The organism is Pantoea dispersa (assembly GCF_014155765.1).
In the GTDB taxonomy this organism is placed as follows: Bacteria; Pseudomonadota; Gammaproteobacteria; order Enterobacterales; family Enterobacteriaceae; genus Pantoea; species Pantoea dispersa.
Map to the genome: position 1 here is coordinate 101,429 of NZ_SCKT01000003.1, position 14,307 is coordinate 115,735.

General features: G+C 61.4%; 9 protein-coding genes. 8 read left to right on the forward strand and 1 reads right to left on the reverse strand.

Going from position 1 to position 14,307, the window contains the following annotated elements; translation table 11 throughout:
• The first annotated feature begins 10 nt into the window (after nucleotides 1–10).
• Together pepB and sseB are read left to right on the forward strand one after the other, a co-directional pair.
• Complete coding sequence (gene pepB / locus H7K56_RS10535; protein ID WP_058758293.1) at nucleotides 11–1,297, forward strand: aminopeptidase PepB; 1,287 nt, start codon at nucleotides 11–13, stop codon at nucleotides 1,295–1,297.
• Nucleotides 1,298–1,349: 52 nt separating this feature from the next.
• Nucleotides 1,350–2,117 (forward strand): enhanced serine sensitivity protein SseB, encoded by a 768-nt coding sequence (gene sseB / locus H7K56_RS10540; RefSeq protein ID WP_150360867.1) that lies wholly within the window; start codon nucleotides 1,350–1,352, stop codon nucleotides 2,115–2,117.
• A gap of 194 nt (nucleotides 2,118–2,311) precedes the next feature.
• Here sseB and sseA read toward each other — a convergent pair whose 3' ends face one another.
• On the reverse strand, nucleotides 2,312–3,151 hold the full coding sequence (gene sseA / locus H7K56_RS10545) for a 3-mercaptopyruvate sulfurtransferase (protein WP_104094079.1): 840 nt from the start codon (nucleotides 3,149–3,151) through the stop codon (nucleotides 2,312–2,314).
• Between the two features lie 146 nt (nucleotides 3,152–3,297).
• Between sseA and H7K56_RS10550 the strand changes: the two genes are divergently transcribed.
• The 6 genes from H7K56_RS10550 to rodZ all read left to right on the forward strand — a co-directional run bounded on the left by H7K56_RS10550 (nucleotide 3,298) and on the right by rodZ (nucleotide 14,283).
• Nucleotides 3,298–8,178, forward strand: a complete 4,881-nt coding sequence (locus tag H7K56_RS10550) for an alpha-2-macroglobulin family protein (protein WP_150360866.1) — start codon at nucleotides 3,298–3,300, stop codon at nucleotides 8,176–8,178.
• Between the two features lie 27 nt (nucleotides 8,179–8,205).
• The gene (gene pbpC / locus H7K56_RS10555; RefSeq protein ID WP_249042724.1) at nucleotides 8,206–10,503 is read left to right on the forward strand and encodes a peptidoglycan glycosyltransferase PbpC; all 2,298 of its coding nucleotides are present in this window, start codon (nucleotides 8,206–8,208) and stop codon (nucleotides 10,501–10,503) included.
• A gap of 169 nt (nucleotides 10,504–10,672) precedes the next feature.
• Complete coding sequence (ndk, locus tag H7K56_RS10560) at nucleotides 10,673–11,104, forward strand: nucleoside-diphosphate kinase (RefSeq protein WP_021506555.1); 432 nt, start codon at nucleotides 10,673–10,675, stop codon at nucleotides 11,102–11,104.
• Between the two features lie 187 nt (nucleotides 11,105–11,291).
• Complete coding sequence (gene rlmN, locus H7K56_RS10565; RefSeq protein ID WP_021506556.1) at nucleotides 11,292–12,461, forward strand: dual-specificity RNA methyltransferase RlmN; 1,170 nt, start codon at nucleotides 11,292–11,294, stop codon at nucleotides 12,459–12,461.
• 75 nt (nucleotides 12,462–12,536) lie between these two features.
• Nucleotides 12,537–13,271, forward strand: a complete 735-nt coding sequence (pilW, locus tag H7K56_RS10570; protein WP_150360864.1) for a type IV pilus biogenesis/stability protein PilW — start codon at nucleotides 12,537–12,539, stop codon at nucleotides 13,269–13,271.
• Nucleotides 13,261–14,283, forward strand: coding sequence for a cytoskeleton protein RodZ (gene rodZ / locus H7K56_RS10575; RefSeq protein WP_150058768.1), 1,023 nt, complete (start codon nucleotides 13,261–13,263; stop codon nucleotides 14,281–14,283). The genes pilW and rodZ overlap by 11 nt, the downstream gene beginning before the upstream one ends.
• Nucleotides 14,284–14,307 lie beyond the last annotated feature (24 nt).

The window sequence follows — 14,307 nt, forward strand, 5'->3', positions numbered from 1 at the left end:
GAGCCACGCGATGACAACACAACCCATGACGATTACGCTCAGCTCCCAGGCCGCCGACGCGCGCTGGGGCGAGAAAGCCTTGCTGAGCAGCAATGAAAGTGGCATGACCGTTCACCTGACCGGTGCCGATGCGCTGATGAGCATTCAACGTGCCGGACGCAAGCTGGACGGTCAGGGCATCCGCCACGTCGCGCTGAGCGGCGAAGGCTGGGATCTGGAGAAATGCTGGGCGTTCTGGCAGGGTTTCCGCAGCCCGAAAGGCCAGCGTCAGGTCGAATGGCCGACGCTGAGTGAGGCCGATCAGGCCGAATTCGATCGGCGCCTGAAGATCGTTGACTGGGTGCGCGACACCATCAACCTGCCCGCGGAAGATCTCAGTCCGGAGCAGCTGGCGCACAGCGCCATCGATCTGATCAGCGAAGTAGGCGGTGACGCGGTGAGCTATCGCATCATCAAAGGTGAGGATCTGCGTGAGCAGGGCTATGCCGGAATTCATACCGTAGGCCGCGGCTCGACGCGTCCGCCGGTGCTGCTGACGCTGGACTTCAACCCCGGCGGCGACGACAGCACACCGGTGTACGCCTGCCTGGTGGGCAAAGGCATCACCTTTGATACCGGTGGTTATAGCCTGAAGCAGAGCGCGTTTATGGATTCGATGAAATCCGACATGGGCGGCGCAGCAACGGTGACCGGTGCGCTGGCGCTGGCGATTGCGCGCGGCCTGGATAAACGCGTGAAGCTGTTCCTGTGCTGCGCCGATAACATGGTAAGCGGCAACGCGTTCCGCCTTGGCGACATCATCCGCTATCGCAACGGGAAATCGGTGGAAGTGATGAACACCGACGCCGAAGGGCGTCTGGTGCTGGCCGATGGACTGATCGACGCCAGCGAACAGCGTCCGCAGCTGCTGATTGATGCGGCCACGCTGACCGGTGCCGCGAAAACCGCGCTGGGCAACGATTACCATGCGCTGTTTACCTTTGACGACGTGCTGGCGGAGTCGCTGCTGGGCAGCGCCACCAGCGAGAATGAAGCCTTCTGGCGTCTGCCGCTGGCCGAATTCCACCGCAACCACCTGCCGTCCAACTTTGCCGATCTAAATAACATCGCCAGCGCGGCACATGCAGCGGGCGCCAGCAGCGCGGCAGCGTTTCTCTCGTGGTTCGTCAGCAACTATCAGCAGGGCTGGCTGCACATTGACTGCTCCGCGACCTATCGCAAAAGCGCGGTCGATCAGTGGTCCGCCGGTGCGACAGGCCTTGGCGTGCGGACCATTGCCAATCTGTTACTGAAATAATCCCGACAACGGCAGGCTGCAACCTGCCGTCTTTTTTGGAAGCCTATCCCTTATGAGTAACCGTCTTGAAGAGGTGCTGAAGCTGGCGGCCACCGAGCCTGCGCACCGTCCGGAATTTTTCCAGCTATTGCTGGAGGCCGATGTCTGGGTGCCGGGCGAAAGTCCCGCGGAGCAGTTTGATGCCACCTCGCCGGTAGAATTACAGCACTGGGAGAAAGAGGGCGGCGGCAGCGTGATCCCTTTCTTTACCTCAGAAGCAGCGATGAGCGAAGCCATCCAGGGTGAGCAGCCGTACCTGCGTTTACCGACGCGCACGCTGTTTGAAATGACGCTGGGCGAAACGCTGTTCCTCAATCCAAAACTGCCGGCCGGCAAAGAGTTTTCACCCGGCGAGATCGCGCATCTGCTGGGCGAAGAGGGCAGTGCGCTGAGCCAGCAAACGGTGCTGGAGGGCGGTCATGCGCTGCTTCTTTCAGAAGTGGCCGAGCCGCCAGCGCAGATGATCGATTCGCTGACCCAGCTGTTTGCGAAATACAAACAGGTGCGTCGCGCCTACGTTGCCAGCATTCGTGAGCGCGCCGATGAACAGGCGAATCTGCTGATTGGGATTGAAGCCGACAGCGATATTGATGCGATTATTCAGGCGGCCGGCAGCGTGGCGACCGATACGCTGCCCGATGACGCGCCAATTGATATCTGTGAAGTGGTCAGTAATGAGCAGGGTGTCAGCCATTTCTTCACCGCGCACATTACGCCGTTTTATGAGCGCCGCTGGGGCAGTTTCCTGCGCGATTTCAAAGGCATCCAGCGGATTATCTAGTGCCGGTGCGCATCAGTGCGCCGGTAAATCGCACCGATTTCAACCAGGTGCGCATAAATGCGCACCCTACACGTAGGGTCGCCGTTTACGGCGACCGGATAAATGTGTGTAACATCCGACAACGCGCACCTTACGGCGACCGGATAAATGTGCACAACATCCGACAACGCGCACCTTACGGCGACCGGATACACTTATTTCTCAATCGGTAAATCGTCGCGGCTGCCCCATTCTCCCCACGAACCGTCGTACAGCGTCACATCACGCACGCCAAGCGCGGTCAGCGCCAGAATCACCACCACCGCCGTCACACCGGAGCCGCAGCTGGCGACAATCGGCTGATCCAGCTTAATCCCTGCCTTTGCAAACAGATCGCGCAGCTCGGCGGCCGGTTTCAGCTCACCGTTGGCCACCAGATCGTTCCACGGCATATTCAGACTGTGCGGGATATGGCCGCGCAGCAGGCCGGGGCGCGGCTCATCCACTTCGGCATTGAAACGATTGGCCGCGCGCGCATCGACAATCTGCGCGCCGCCCTCGTGGCTGATCAGCAGGACATCGGTCAGGCGCTTTACCTGGCTGCTGTCGTATTGCGCGTCAAACTCGCCTTCAGGCAGATTCACCGGACCGGTAGCCAGGCTGAAGCCAGCGGCTTTCCAGCCCTGCAGGCCGCCCGCCAGAATCGACACCTGTTCACAGCCAAAGGCACGCAGCATCCACCAGGCGCGCGGCGCGGAGAACAGATTGCCTTCGTCGTACACCACCAGATGTTTATCCTGGCTGATGCCCAGCTCGCGCATCGCCACGGCAAAGGTCTCTGCGCGCGGCATCATATGCGGATACGGGCTAGTGTGATCGGACAGCGCTTCGATGTTGAAAAAAGGCGCATCCGGCAGATGCCCGGCCAGATACTCCGCCGTGATATCGCGCACCGCTTCCTGACCTGGCGGCAGCATGCGGGCATCCAGCACCTGCAAACGCGCTTCGTGGTAATGTTCATTCAACCAATCAGCGGACACAAACATGGCTGTCATAGCAACCTCTTCTCCATCAGCGGCAAAGACTCAGTGTCCGGGAATGTGAAGGCTATCTCAAGGGTAACATTGCTAAAGTTGGCGGCTTGATGTGAAATTGCGCAGCACAACACGTTTAACCTTTTGGGGCTGGTGAGGGAATTACCATGGCAAGATGTGTGAAACGACTGCTGTTCAGCGTGCTGATCGGCGGCGCATTACTGGGCGGCGCGCAGCCGTCGCTGCAGGCGGCTGATACGCCTGCGCCGCAGGCCGCGACACGCGCTCTCGCGGTGATCGACCTGTCCGAACTGCAGTTGGACGGCGCGGCGGCGCTGGTACTGACCTTTAACCGCGCGCTCGACGGTCAGCAGGATTTCAATCGCTGGATCAGCCTCACCGACGACAGCAGCGGCAAGGTCGACGGGGGCTGGGAGCTGGCGCAGAACGGCAAAGTGCTGCGCTTCCGCCATCCACAGCCGGCGCGCAAGCTCACCGTTACCGTCAATGCCGGCCTGAAGGCCGCCGATGGCACTGCCTTAGCCAGCCCCTTTAGCCAGACGCTCACCACGCGCGACATCCAGCCGATGGTCGGTTTCGCCAGCCGTGGCTCGCTGCTGCCGCTGCGCCTGGCGCAGGGACTGCCGGTGCTGGCGCTCAACGTTAACCAAATCGATGTTGATTTCTTCCGGGTGAAAAATGCCACGCTGGCGGATTTTCTCGCCCAGTGGAATTACGGCAACAATATGTCGTACTGGGAATCGCGCGATCTGCTGAAAAACGCCGATCTGGTCTATAGCGGCCGCTTCGATCTCAACCCGGCACGCAATACGCGGGAAAAAATGCAGCTGCCGCTCGGCGACGTCGCGGCGCTGAAGCAGCCGGGTGTCTACCTGGCGGTGATGAAACAGGCCGGCACTTACAATTACACGCAACCGGCTACGCTGTTCACCCTGAGCGACATTGGGCTGTCGCTGCACCGTTTTCCCACCCAGCTGGAACTGTTTACACAAAGCCTCGCCAGTGGCGATCCGCTGGCGGATGTCAGCGTGCAGCTACTGGATGAAAAAGGCCAACAGATGGCGACTGGCAGCAGCGACAGCGAGGGTCACCTGCGTTTAGCAGCTAACGCTAAAGGCAAGCTGCTGCTGGCGACCAGTAAAGGCCAGACTTCGCTCATCGACCTCAATCGCCCGGCGCTGGATCTGGCCGAATTCCCGATTGATGGCCCGCAAGGCTACGACAAACAGTTCTTCATTTTTGGCCCGCGCGATCTCTATCGCCCCGGCGAAACGGTCATCGTTAATGCGCTGCTGCGCGATGCCGATGGCAAACCACTGCCGCCGCAGCCGGTGAAAGCTGAAGTGGTGCAGCCGAATGGTGAAGTGGCACAAACCTTCGTCTGGCAGCCAGAGAACGGCGTTTATCAACAACGTTTTGCCTTACCGGCCTCGGCGATGACCGGTAAATGGACGCTGCGTATTAACAGCGGCGACAACCAGCCGCGCAGCTGGCCGTTCAATGTAGAAGATTTCCTGCCCGAACGGATGGCGCTGTCGCTTAAAAGCAACACTCAGCCCCTGTCGCCAGATGCCGACGTCACCTTTGATGTTGAAGGTCGCTATTTGTATGGCGCGCCAGCGGCAGGCAATGAACTACAGGGCCAGCTGTTCCTGCGTCCGGCGCGTGAAGCGGTCGCTGCGTTGCCAGGTTATCAGTTTGGCGACATCACGGAGGAACTGAAACGTAGCCTTGATGATGTGGATGAAAAGCTGGACGACAGCGGCAGGCTGCAGCTTAAGGTCGAAAGCAGCTGGGCGGAGAGCCACTCTCCGCTCAACCTGATTTTGCAGGCCAGCCTGCTGGAGACCGGCGGTCGTCCGGTAACGCGCCGCGCCACGCAAGCGATCTGGCCTGCGGCCGCGCTGCCGGGCATTCGTCCGTTGTTTAACAGCGAATCGGTGTACGACTATCGCACCGATCGTTATAACGATGAGCCAACCGTGCCGGAAAACAGCCTCGCCGAATTTGACGTGGTGTACGCCAATGCGCAGGGCGAAAAGCTGGCGGCGCAGGATCTTGATGTGCGATTGATCCACGAACGTCGCGACTACTTCTGGAGCTTCTCCGACAGCGAAGGCTGGCAGTCACGTTACGATGAAAAAGATCTGCAGGAAGAGCAGCAGCGCATCAGCGTTGCGGCGGGCGGCAGCCAGAAAGTCAGCTTCCCGGTAGAGTGGGGCACCTATCGTCTCGAAGTGCATGCCGGTGACAATATCGTCAGCAGCGTGCGTTTCCAGGCAGGTTACTGGTGGCAGGACAACACCAACGGCACCGGCGCGCTGCGTCCGGATCAGGTCAAACTGAAGATCGACAAAGCCGCCTATCAACCCGGCGACACTGCGCGTGTCACGGTGGAATCCCCGGCGGCCGGCAAAGGCTATCTGCTGGTGGAGTCGAGCAGCGGCACCTTGTGGTGGCAACCGCTGGATGTACCGGCGGGCGGCGCAACCATTAATGTGCCAGTCAGTGCGGAGTGGAAGCGCCACGATCTGTATCTCAGCGCGATTGTGGTGCGCGACGGCGACAAAGCGAACGGCACCACGCCAAAACGCGCGGTCGGCTTGTTGCATCTGCCGATGGCAACCGCCGCGCGCCGCCTGACGCTGGCGCTTGAGGCACCGGACAGGATTCGGCCGGAACAAACCGTGCAAGTCAAGGTTAAAGCCCGCCGCGAGGGCGGTGCGCTGCCGCAGCAGGTGCAGGTGTTGCTATCGGCGGTGGACAGCGGCGTGCTGAGCATTACCGACTATGCCACCCCCGATCCGTGGAACGGCTTCTTTGGCCGCAAGCGCTACAACGCCGATCAATATGACGTATTCGGGCAGTTGATTGAGGGCGGTGGCAAACTGGCGGCGCTGCGTTTTGGCGGTGACGGGGATGATGCCGATGCGCTGTCGCGCGGCGGTAAAAAGCCGGTCACCGAGGCGCAGATTGTGGCGCAGCAGCTGCAGCCGGTGACGCTGGATGCCAGCGGCGAGGGCACGCTGGAACTGTCGGTACCGGCCTTCAACGGCGAGCTGCGGCTGATGGCGCAGGTGTGGAGCGAAGACAGTTTCGGCGCGGCGGATCGTAAAATGGTGGTCGCCGCACCGCTGGTAAGCGAACTGGCGACGCCGCGCTTTCTTGCCAGCGGCGATCAATCAACACTGGCGCTGGATTTGACCAACCTTACCGAACAACCTCAAACGTTGAACGTCGCGGTTAACGCCAGCGGCTTGATTGCACTCAACGGCCAAATCCCGGCCAGGGTGCAGCTAGCGAAAGGGGCGCGTACCACGCTGGCGATTCCGGTTAAAGCGCAGGACGGTTTTGGTGAGGGCGACGTGCAGGTGACCGTTTTGGGGCTGAGCCTGCCGAACGAGACGCTGGCACCGAGCGTGCGCCGCTGGAAGATTGGCGTGCGTCCGGCTTATCCGGCACAAACCCTGAGTTTCGATAACGTAATGAACAGCGGGCAGCGCTGGCAGGTGATGGCAAGCGCGTTCAACGGCCTGCAGGCTGGCACGCTGAGCGGCCAGCTGTCGCTGAGTTCTCAGCCGCCGCTGAATATCGCCAGCTACATCAGCCAGCTTTACGCTTATCCCTATGGCTGTCTGGAGCAGACCGCCAGCGGCATCTGGCCTTCACTCTTCACCAATCACGCCCAGCTCAGCGCGATGGGCATCAAAACCAGCAGTGATGAGGCGCGCCGCGCGGCAATTGACACCGGCATTGCGCGCCTGGCCGGCATGCAGCGCGGTAACGGCAGCTTTGGCCTGTGGAGCAAAGAGAGCAGCGAGGAGTTCTGGCTCACCGCTTACGTCACTGACTTCCTGCTGCGCGCCAGCGAAGCGGGCTACAGCGTGCCGGAGGGCGTGATTAATCGCGCCGACCAGCGCCTGCTGCGTTATTTGCAGGATCCGGCGCAAATCGAAACCAGCTGGAGCAGCGATGCCGATGCGCTGCGTTTTAGCGTGCAGGCCTACGCGGGGCTGGTGCTGGCGCGTCAGCAGCAGGCGCCGCTCGGCGCGCTGCGGGCGCTGTATGACCAACGCGCCCAGGCGAAGTCCGGACTGGCGCTGGTGCAGCTTGGCGTGGCGTTGCAGCAGATGGGCGATACGCAGCGCGCCCAGCTGGCGCTGATGCAGGGCATCGCGCTGCAACGCCAGCCTGACATGTGGCTGGGCGATTACGGCAGTCCGCTGCGTGACCGCGCGCTAACGCTGGCGCTGCTGACGGAAAATCAGCTGCTGCCGGCGCAGCAGGGGCCATTGCTGATTGAACTGGCGCAAACGCTGCACGGGCAGCGCTGGTTCTCTACGCAGGAGAACAACGCGCTGTTCCTCGCCGCGCGGACGCTGCAGCAGCATCCGGGTGAAGCCTGGCGGGCCACGCTGCAGGATCAGCCGCTGCGCAGCGATCGGCCGCTGAGTCTCGGGCTGAGCGCGCCGCAGTTGCAGCAGGGCCTGACGGTGACCAGCGACACGCCGTCGCCGCTGTACGGCACGCTCAATGTGGTCGGCTATCCGCGCACCGCGCCGTCACCGGTCAGCAACGTGCTCAGCATCAGTCGCGAATACTTCACGCTGGACGGCAAACCGGCCGATCTCAATAACCTTAAGAGCGGTGAGCTGCTGGTGGTGCGGCTGAAGGTGGGTGCCAGTCAGCGCGTCAGCGATGCGCTGGTGGTGGATCTGCTGCCGGCCGGACTGGAGCTGGAAAATCAAAACCTGAGCGACAGCAGCGCCAGCCTGGGCGACAGTGCCGATGCGCTGAAAGAGAGCATGATGGACATGCAGCAGGCAAACATTAAACATCTTGAGTTCCGCGACGACCGCTTTGTCGCCGCGCTGGCGCTGGATGGCTACACGCCCGGTACGCTGCTGTATCTGGCGCGCGCGGTGACGCCGGGCAGTTATCGTCTGCCGCCACCACAGGTGGAGTCGATGTATGTGCCCGCGTGGCGCGCCATCGGCACCACGCCGGAAAAACTTCATGTGCGTTAAGCGCCCGTGACGCTGCGCCACCGACGCCTGTGCGGGCTGGCGCTGCTGTTACTGCTGCTGGTGGGCGCACTATGGCTGCTGGACCGGCTCGATCCGCTGCCGCTGCGCCAGTTACAGCCGGCGCGGGTGGTGGTAGCGGAAGATGGCACGCCGCTGTGGCGCTTTGCCGATCGACAGGGCGTGTGGCGCTATCCGGTGACGCTGGACGAGGTGTCACCGGCCTATATCGAGGCGCTGCTGACCTACGAAGACCGCTGGTTCTGGCACCATCCCGGCATTAACCCGCTGGCGATAGTGCGCGCCGTCGGGCAAAACCTGCTGCAGCACGGCATTGTCTCCGGCGGCAGCACGCTGACTATGCAGGTGGCGCGGCTGATTGATCCGCAGCCGCGTACCCTGCGTGGCAAAGTGGTGCAGGCGTGGCGAGCGTTGCAGCTGGAGTGGCATCTGTCGAAGCGCGAGATCCTCACGCTGTATCTCAACCGCGCCCCGTTTGGTGGCACGGTTGAGGGCGTCGGCGCCGCCAGCTGGATGTGGCTGGGCAAACCGGCGTCGCAGCTTACCCGCGGCGAGGCGGCGCTGCTGGCGGTGCTGCCGCAGGCACCCAGCCGTTTGCGCCCGGACCGCTGGCCGCAGCGCGCTGAGGCTGCCCGCAATAAAGTGCTGGATCGCCTGGCGCAGTATCAGGTGTGGCCGGCGCAGACTGTCGCCGAAATCAAACAGGAGCCGGTATGGCTGCCGCCGCGTCAGCTGCCGCAGCTGGCACCGCTGCTGGCGCGCCGGCTGCTGTCGCTGTCGCCCGACAGCAAAATTACCTCCACGCTGGATGTGTCGCTGCAGCGTGAACTGGAGAACCTCGCTGCGTCGCTGCAAACCCGGCTGCCGCCGCGCACCTCGCTGGCACTGCTGGTTGTCGACCACAGCACCATGAAAGTGCGCGGCTACGTCGGCTCGGTGTCTTTCAATGACGACAGCCGCTTTGGCCATGTGGATATGATTGCCAGCGTGCGTTCGCCGGGATCGCTGCTCAAGCCGTTTGTCTACGGCATGGCGCTGGATGATGGCCTGATTCATGGCGAATCGCTGCTGCAGGATGTGCCACGCCGCTTTGGCGACTATCGTCCCGGCAATTTCGACAGCGGCTTTCACGGCCCGGTCAGCGCCAGCGAAGCGCTGCAGCGTTCGCTCAATCTGCCGGCGGTGCAGCTGCTGGAGGCGCTTGGACCGAAAAACGTCGCCGCGCGGCTGCGCAACGTCGGCCTGAATCTGCGCTTTCCGGCGGGCGGTGAACCGAATCTGTCGCTGGTGCTGGGCGGCACCGGCGCGCGGCTGGACGACATTGTCGCCGCCTACAGCGCCTTTGCCCGCCACGGTAATGCTGCACAGCTGCGCTGGCTGCCACAGCAGCCGCTGCTGCAGCGCCCGTTACTGTCGCCCGGCGCGGCGTGGATTGTGCGCCGCATTCTCGCCGGTGAGGCGCAGCCTGCCGCCAGCGGGGCGGTCGCCGATATCGTGCCGCTGGCGTGGAAAACCGGCACCAGCTACGGCTATCGCGATGCCTGGAGCGTTGGTATCACGCCACGCTATCTGATTGGCGTCTGGGTGGGCAGGCCGGATGCCACGCCGGTTGCCGGCCAGTTCGGTTACGCGTCGGCGGTGCCGGTGATGCAGCAGGTTAATCACCTGCTGGCGGGACACCTGCCGGCGCGCGGCGTGCCCGGCGATCCGCGCCCGGCGACGGTCAGCGCCGTCAGTATCTGCTGGCCCGGCGGCCAGCCGTTGCCCGCCGGCGACGAGAACTGCCGGCAGCGGCGTTACAGCTGGGTGCTGAATCAGACCGTGCCGCCAACGCTGCTGGCGCCGGGGCAGGAGGGCGTCAATGGCTTACGCCAGCGCTTCTGGCAAAATAGCAAAGGGCTGCGCGTGGCGGCGGATTGTCCGGATGCGCAAAGCCGGGAACGCGTAATGTGGCCGCTGCCGCTTGAGCCGTGGCTGCCACCGGGCGAACGGCGGGCGCAGCGCCTGCCGCCAGTGGATGCGACCTGCCCGCCGCTGAATCAGGGGGACAGCGTGCCGCTGCTGGTGACCGGCGTGATCAATGGCCAGCGCGTGCAGCCGCTGCCTGGTAAGGCCGTATTGCTGCTGCCGGTGGCGGTGCAGGGCGGGCAGGGTACGCAGCGCTGGTGGTTTTTAAACGGGCAGCCGGTGGAGCTTGCTGCGGGAAAAAGCAGCGCCTCGCTGGTGCTGCGCGAGCCCGGTCGTTATCAGCTGGTGGTGATGGATGAGGCCGGGCAGCTGGCTTCGGTGTCGTTCACGCGCGGCTAAACGCAGCGCTATGGCATATTTTTTGCGTGTTTGCCCCGACAGAAATCAATTATTTTCAATAATTCCTCTCTTCACTCATAGGCAAGGCGCACCGATCTCCCTATAATCGGCGCGTTTTCTTACCGGGAGCGGGTTCCCGGTTTCTTCAGGATGCTAATCAGAGGTAATCATGGCAATCGAACGCACTTTCTCCATCATCAAACCAAACGCCGTCGCTAAGAACGTGATTGGTGCTATCTACAACCGTTTCGAAAGCGCTGGCTTCAAAATCGTTGGTGCGAAAATGCTGCACCTGACCAAAGAGCAGGCTGAAGGCTTCTACGCGGAGCACAAAGGCCGTCCGTTCTTTGATGGTCTGGTTGAGTTCATGACTTCTGGCCCGGTTGTGGTATCTGTTCTGGAAGGCGAAAACGCTATCCAGCGTCACCGCGATCTGATGGGTGCAACTAACCCGGACAACGCGCTGGCCGGTACGCTGCGTGCTGACTACGCAGACAGCTTCACCGAAAACGCCACCCACGGTTCTGACTCTGCAGAATCTGCGGCACGCGAAATCGCTTACTTCTTCGCAGAAAACGAAGTCTGCCCACGTACCCGCTAAGTGCGCGGTAGCGGATGCGGACAGACGTCTTTACACCTTGTAACCGGTGGCTAAGACGTTCCCCTGGCATCACGCAGCAGATGTAGTACAATTATGCGCCCTTGTTGAGCCTGGCTCAGCGAGGGCGCTGTTTTTTTCCTATTCTTAACCAGAGCCGTAACGTGTAACAACGAGGCCAGAGAACATTATGTCCGAACAGATTGTGACGCCGTCGTCCGCTTCCCCCGTGGTTGTTTCCCCGAAAAACGAAAAAATTAACCTGCTGGATCTTAACCGTCAGCAGATGCGCGAATTCTTTGTTGAGATGGGCGAAAAACCGTTCCGTGCCGATCAGGTCATGAAGTGGATGTATCACTACTGCTGCGATGATTTCGAGCAGATGACAGACATCAATAAAGTGCTGCGTGGTAAGCTGATGCAGCGCGCTGAAATTCGTGCGCCGGAAGTGGCGGAAGAGATGCGCTCCAGCGATGGCACCATCAAGTGGGCGATTCGCGTCGGCGATCAGCTGGTAGAAACCGTGTATATCCCGGAAGCCGACCGCGCCACGCTGTGCGTATCCTCGCAGGTAGGCTGTGCGCTGGAGTGTAAATTCTGTTCGACCGCGCAGCAGGGCTTTAACCGTAACCTGCGCGTGTCTGAAATCATTGGTCAGGTATGGCGCGCGGCAAAAATTATCGGTGCCGCTAAAGTGACCGGCCAGCGTCCGATCACCAACGTGGTCATGATGGGCATGGGCGAGCCGCTGCTGAACCTTACCAACGTGGTGCCGGCGATGGAGATCATGCTGGATGACTTCGGTTTCGGCCTCTCCAAACGTCGCGTGACGCTGTCGACCTCGGGCGTAGTGCCGGCGCTGGACAAGCTCGGCGATATGATCGACGTGGCACTGGCGATTTCGCTGCACGCACCGAATGACACCATCCGCGATGACATCGTGCCAATCAACAAAAAGTACAACATCGAAGCCTTCCTGGCGGCGGTGAAGCGCTACATTGGCAAATCCAACGCCAATCAGGGCCGCGTGACGATTGAGTACGTGATGCTGGATCACGTCAACGACAGCACCGAACATGCGCATGAGCTGGCGGCGCTGCTGAAAGAGACGCCGTGCAAGATCAACCTGATTCCGTGGAACCCCTTCCCGGGCGCGCCGTATGGCCGCAGCTCGAACAGCCGTATCGACCGCTTCTCCAAAGTGCTGATGGAGTACGGTTTCACCACCATCGTGCGTAAAACGCGCGGCGACGACATTGATGCCGCCTGTGGTCAGCTGGCGGGCGATGTTATCGACCGCACCAAGCGTACGCTGCGTAAAAAAATGGCCGGTGAAGCCATCTCTGTGAAGGCGCTCTGAAAGATCGCGCCCGCTGCTACGCATCGGGCGTCAGGCATGGCAGTCTCTGCGCTGAACTGACAGGGAGAGACTGAGATGCGTAAAGGATTACCCGCCGCGCTGCTGGCCGGCTTTGTTGTAACCGGGTGTGTCGAAGCACCGGCGCGGCACGGCGCGGCCGATATCCGGCTGCAGCTGGGATTGCACTATCTGGCGGTGAAGGATTATGCCGCGGCGCAGCGCAATTTGCTGCGCGCGCAGCAGGCTGCACCGCGCGATTACCGGGTGCCGCTGGCGCTTGCGCGCGTCGCGCAGGCACAGCAGAATAACGCCCGGACGCGCCATTACTACCAGCGCGCGCAGCAGTTAGCGCCGCTGAATGGTTATGTGGCTAACAATTACGGTGCGTTTCTCTGCGGTTTGAGGCAGTATGACGAAGCGCATCAACAGTTTAAGCTGGCAACTGAAGCGCAGCACAGCGACGCCGCTCAGGATGCCCTGCTGTTTTCGGGCTATTGTTACCTGCAGGCGGGAGAGGATCGCGCCGCGCGCCAGCAGTTCGATCTCGCGCTGGATGCCGCACCGGAGCAGGGCAATATGCTGCTGACGGAAGTGGAACGACGGCTTGAACAGCAGCAGTGGGCTTCAGTGCCGCTGCTTTTAGAAGTTTACCATCAGCATTTGCCGGCAACGGCAGAGAGTCTGGGGTTACAGATACGTTTCGCCGCGCAACAGGGAAACGCTGCTGACGTTACACGTTATGGCGACCGGTTGGCGCGAAGTTTTCCACAATCGATACAGTACCAGCGTTATTTAGCTAATGAATACTGAAGCCACTCAAGAGAATTCTGCAGTACATTCCACAGGTGAACGCCTGCGTCTGGCCCGTGAGCAGATGGGGCTGACCCAGCAAAACGTCGCTGAGCGCCTGTGCCTGAAACTTTCTACCGTGCGTGATATTGAAGAGGATAAATCCCCGGCGGATTTGGCCTCGACCTTCCTGCGCGGCTACATTCGCTCTTATGCGCGTCTGGTGCATGTACCTGAAGATGACCTGCTGCCGATGATGGCGAAGCAGGCTCCGGTGCGTGCGGCGAAAATTGAGCCGATGCAGAGCTTCTCACTGGGTAAGCGTCGTAAAAAGCGTGACGGCTGGTTGATGATCTTCACCTGGCTGGTGATTTTCGTGGTGGTCGGCCTGACCGGCGCCTGGTGGTGGCAGAACCATAAAGCCTCCCAGGCAGATCTGGTGTCGATGGCTGACCAGAACGGCAGCAGCAGCGACAACAGCCAGTCGATTCCGCTGGGTGACAACAGCACGGACAGCACTACCGACAGCGACACTAACGCGGCCGGTACGCCGATTGACACCGGTGCCGGTGCGGTCAGCACGCCAGACAACGCTGGCAGTACCAGCAGTGCGCCAGCAGCGACCAGCAGCAACACGGCAACCAGCAGCGACAACGCGGTGGTGTCTCCGAGCCAGGCGCCGATTGACAACGCACCGCCAGCGGCCACCTCACCGGCGCCGGCCAACAGCGTGCCGGCAGGCTCAATGCCAACCGGTACCGCTGCCGTCAGCCAGCCCGCGGGCGACCCTAACGCCGTGGTGATGAACTTCAAAGCTGACTGCTGGCTGGAAGTCACCGATGCGACCGGTAAGAAGCTGTTCAGCGGATTGCAACGTAGCGGCGGTAAACTCAGCCTGTCCGGCACTGCTCCGTATCGTCTGAAAATTGGCGCTCCGGGTGCGGTTGACGTGCAATATCAGAATCAGCCCGTTGATTTAAGTCGTTTTATCCGTAATAACCAGGTTGCCCGTCTGACGCTGGGTGCGCAATAACGCGCAGCGCGCTTTCCGGGTAAT

Excerpts from the sequence above, each read along its gene's own strand:
- pepB (WP_058758293.1), top strand. The coding sequence starts at position 11 with ATGACAACACAACCCATGACGATTACGCTCAGCTCCCAGGCCGCCGAC.
- sseB (WP_150360867.1), top strand. The coding sequence starts at position 1,350 with ATGAGTAACCGTCTTGAAGAGGTGCTGAAGCTGGCGGCCACCGAGCCT.
- sseA (WP_104094079.1), bottom strand. The coding sequence starts at position 3,151 with ATGACAGCCATGTTTGTGTCCGCTGATTGGTTGAATGAACATTACCAC.
- H7K56_RS10550 (WP_150360866.1), top strand. The coding sequence starts at position 3,298 with ATGGCAAGATGTGTGAAACGACTGCTGTTCAGCGTGCTGATCGGCGGC.
- ndk (WP_021506555.1), top strand. The coding sequence starts at position 10,673 with ATGGCAATCGAACGCACTTTCTCCATCATCAAACCAAACGCCGTCGCT.
- rlmN (WP_021506556.1), top strand. The coding sequence starts at position 11,292 with ATGTCCGAACAGATTGTGACGCCGTCGTCCGCTTCCCCCGTGGTTGTT.
- pilW (WP_150360864.1), top strand. The coding sequence starts at position 12,537 with ATGCGTAAAGGATTACCCGCCGCGCTGCTGGCCGGCTTTGTTGTAACC.
- rodZ (WP_150058768.1), top strand. The coding sequence starts at position 13,261 with ATGAATACTGAAGCCACTCAAGAGAATTCTGCAGTACATTCCACAGGT.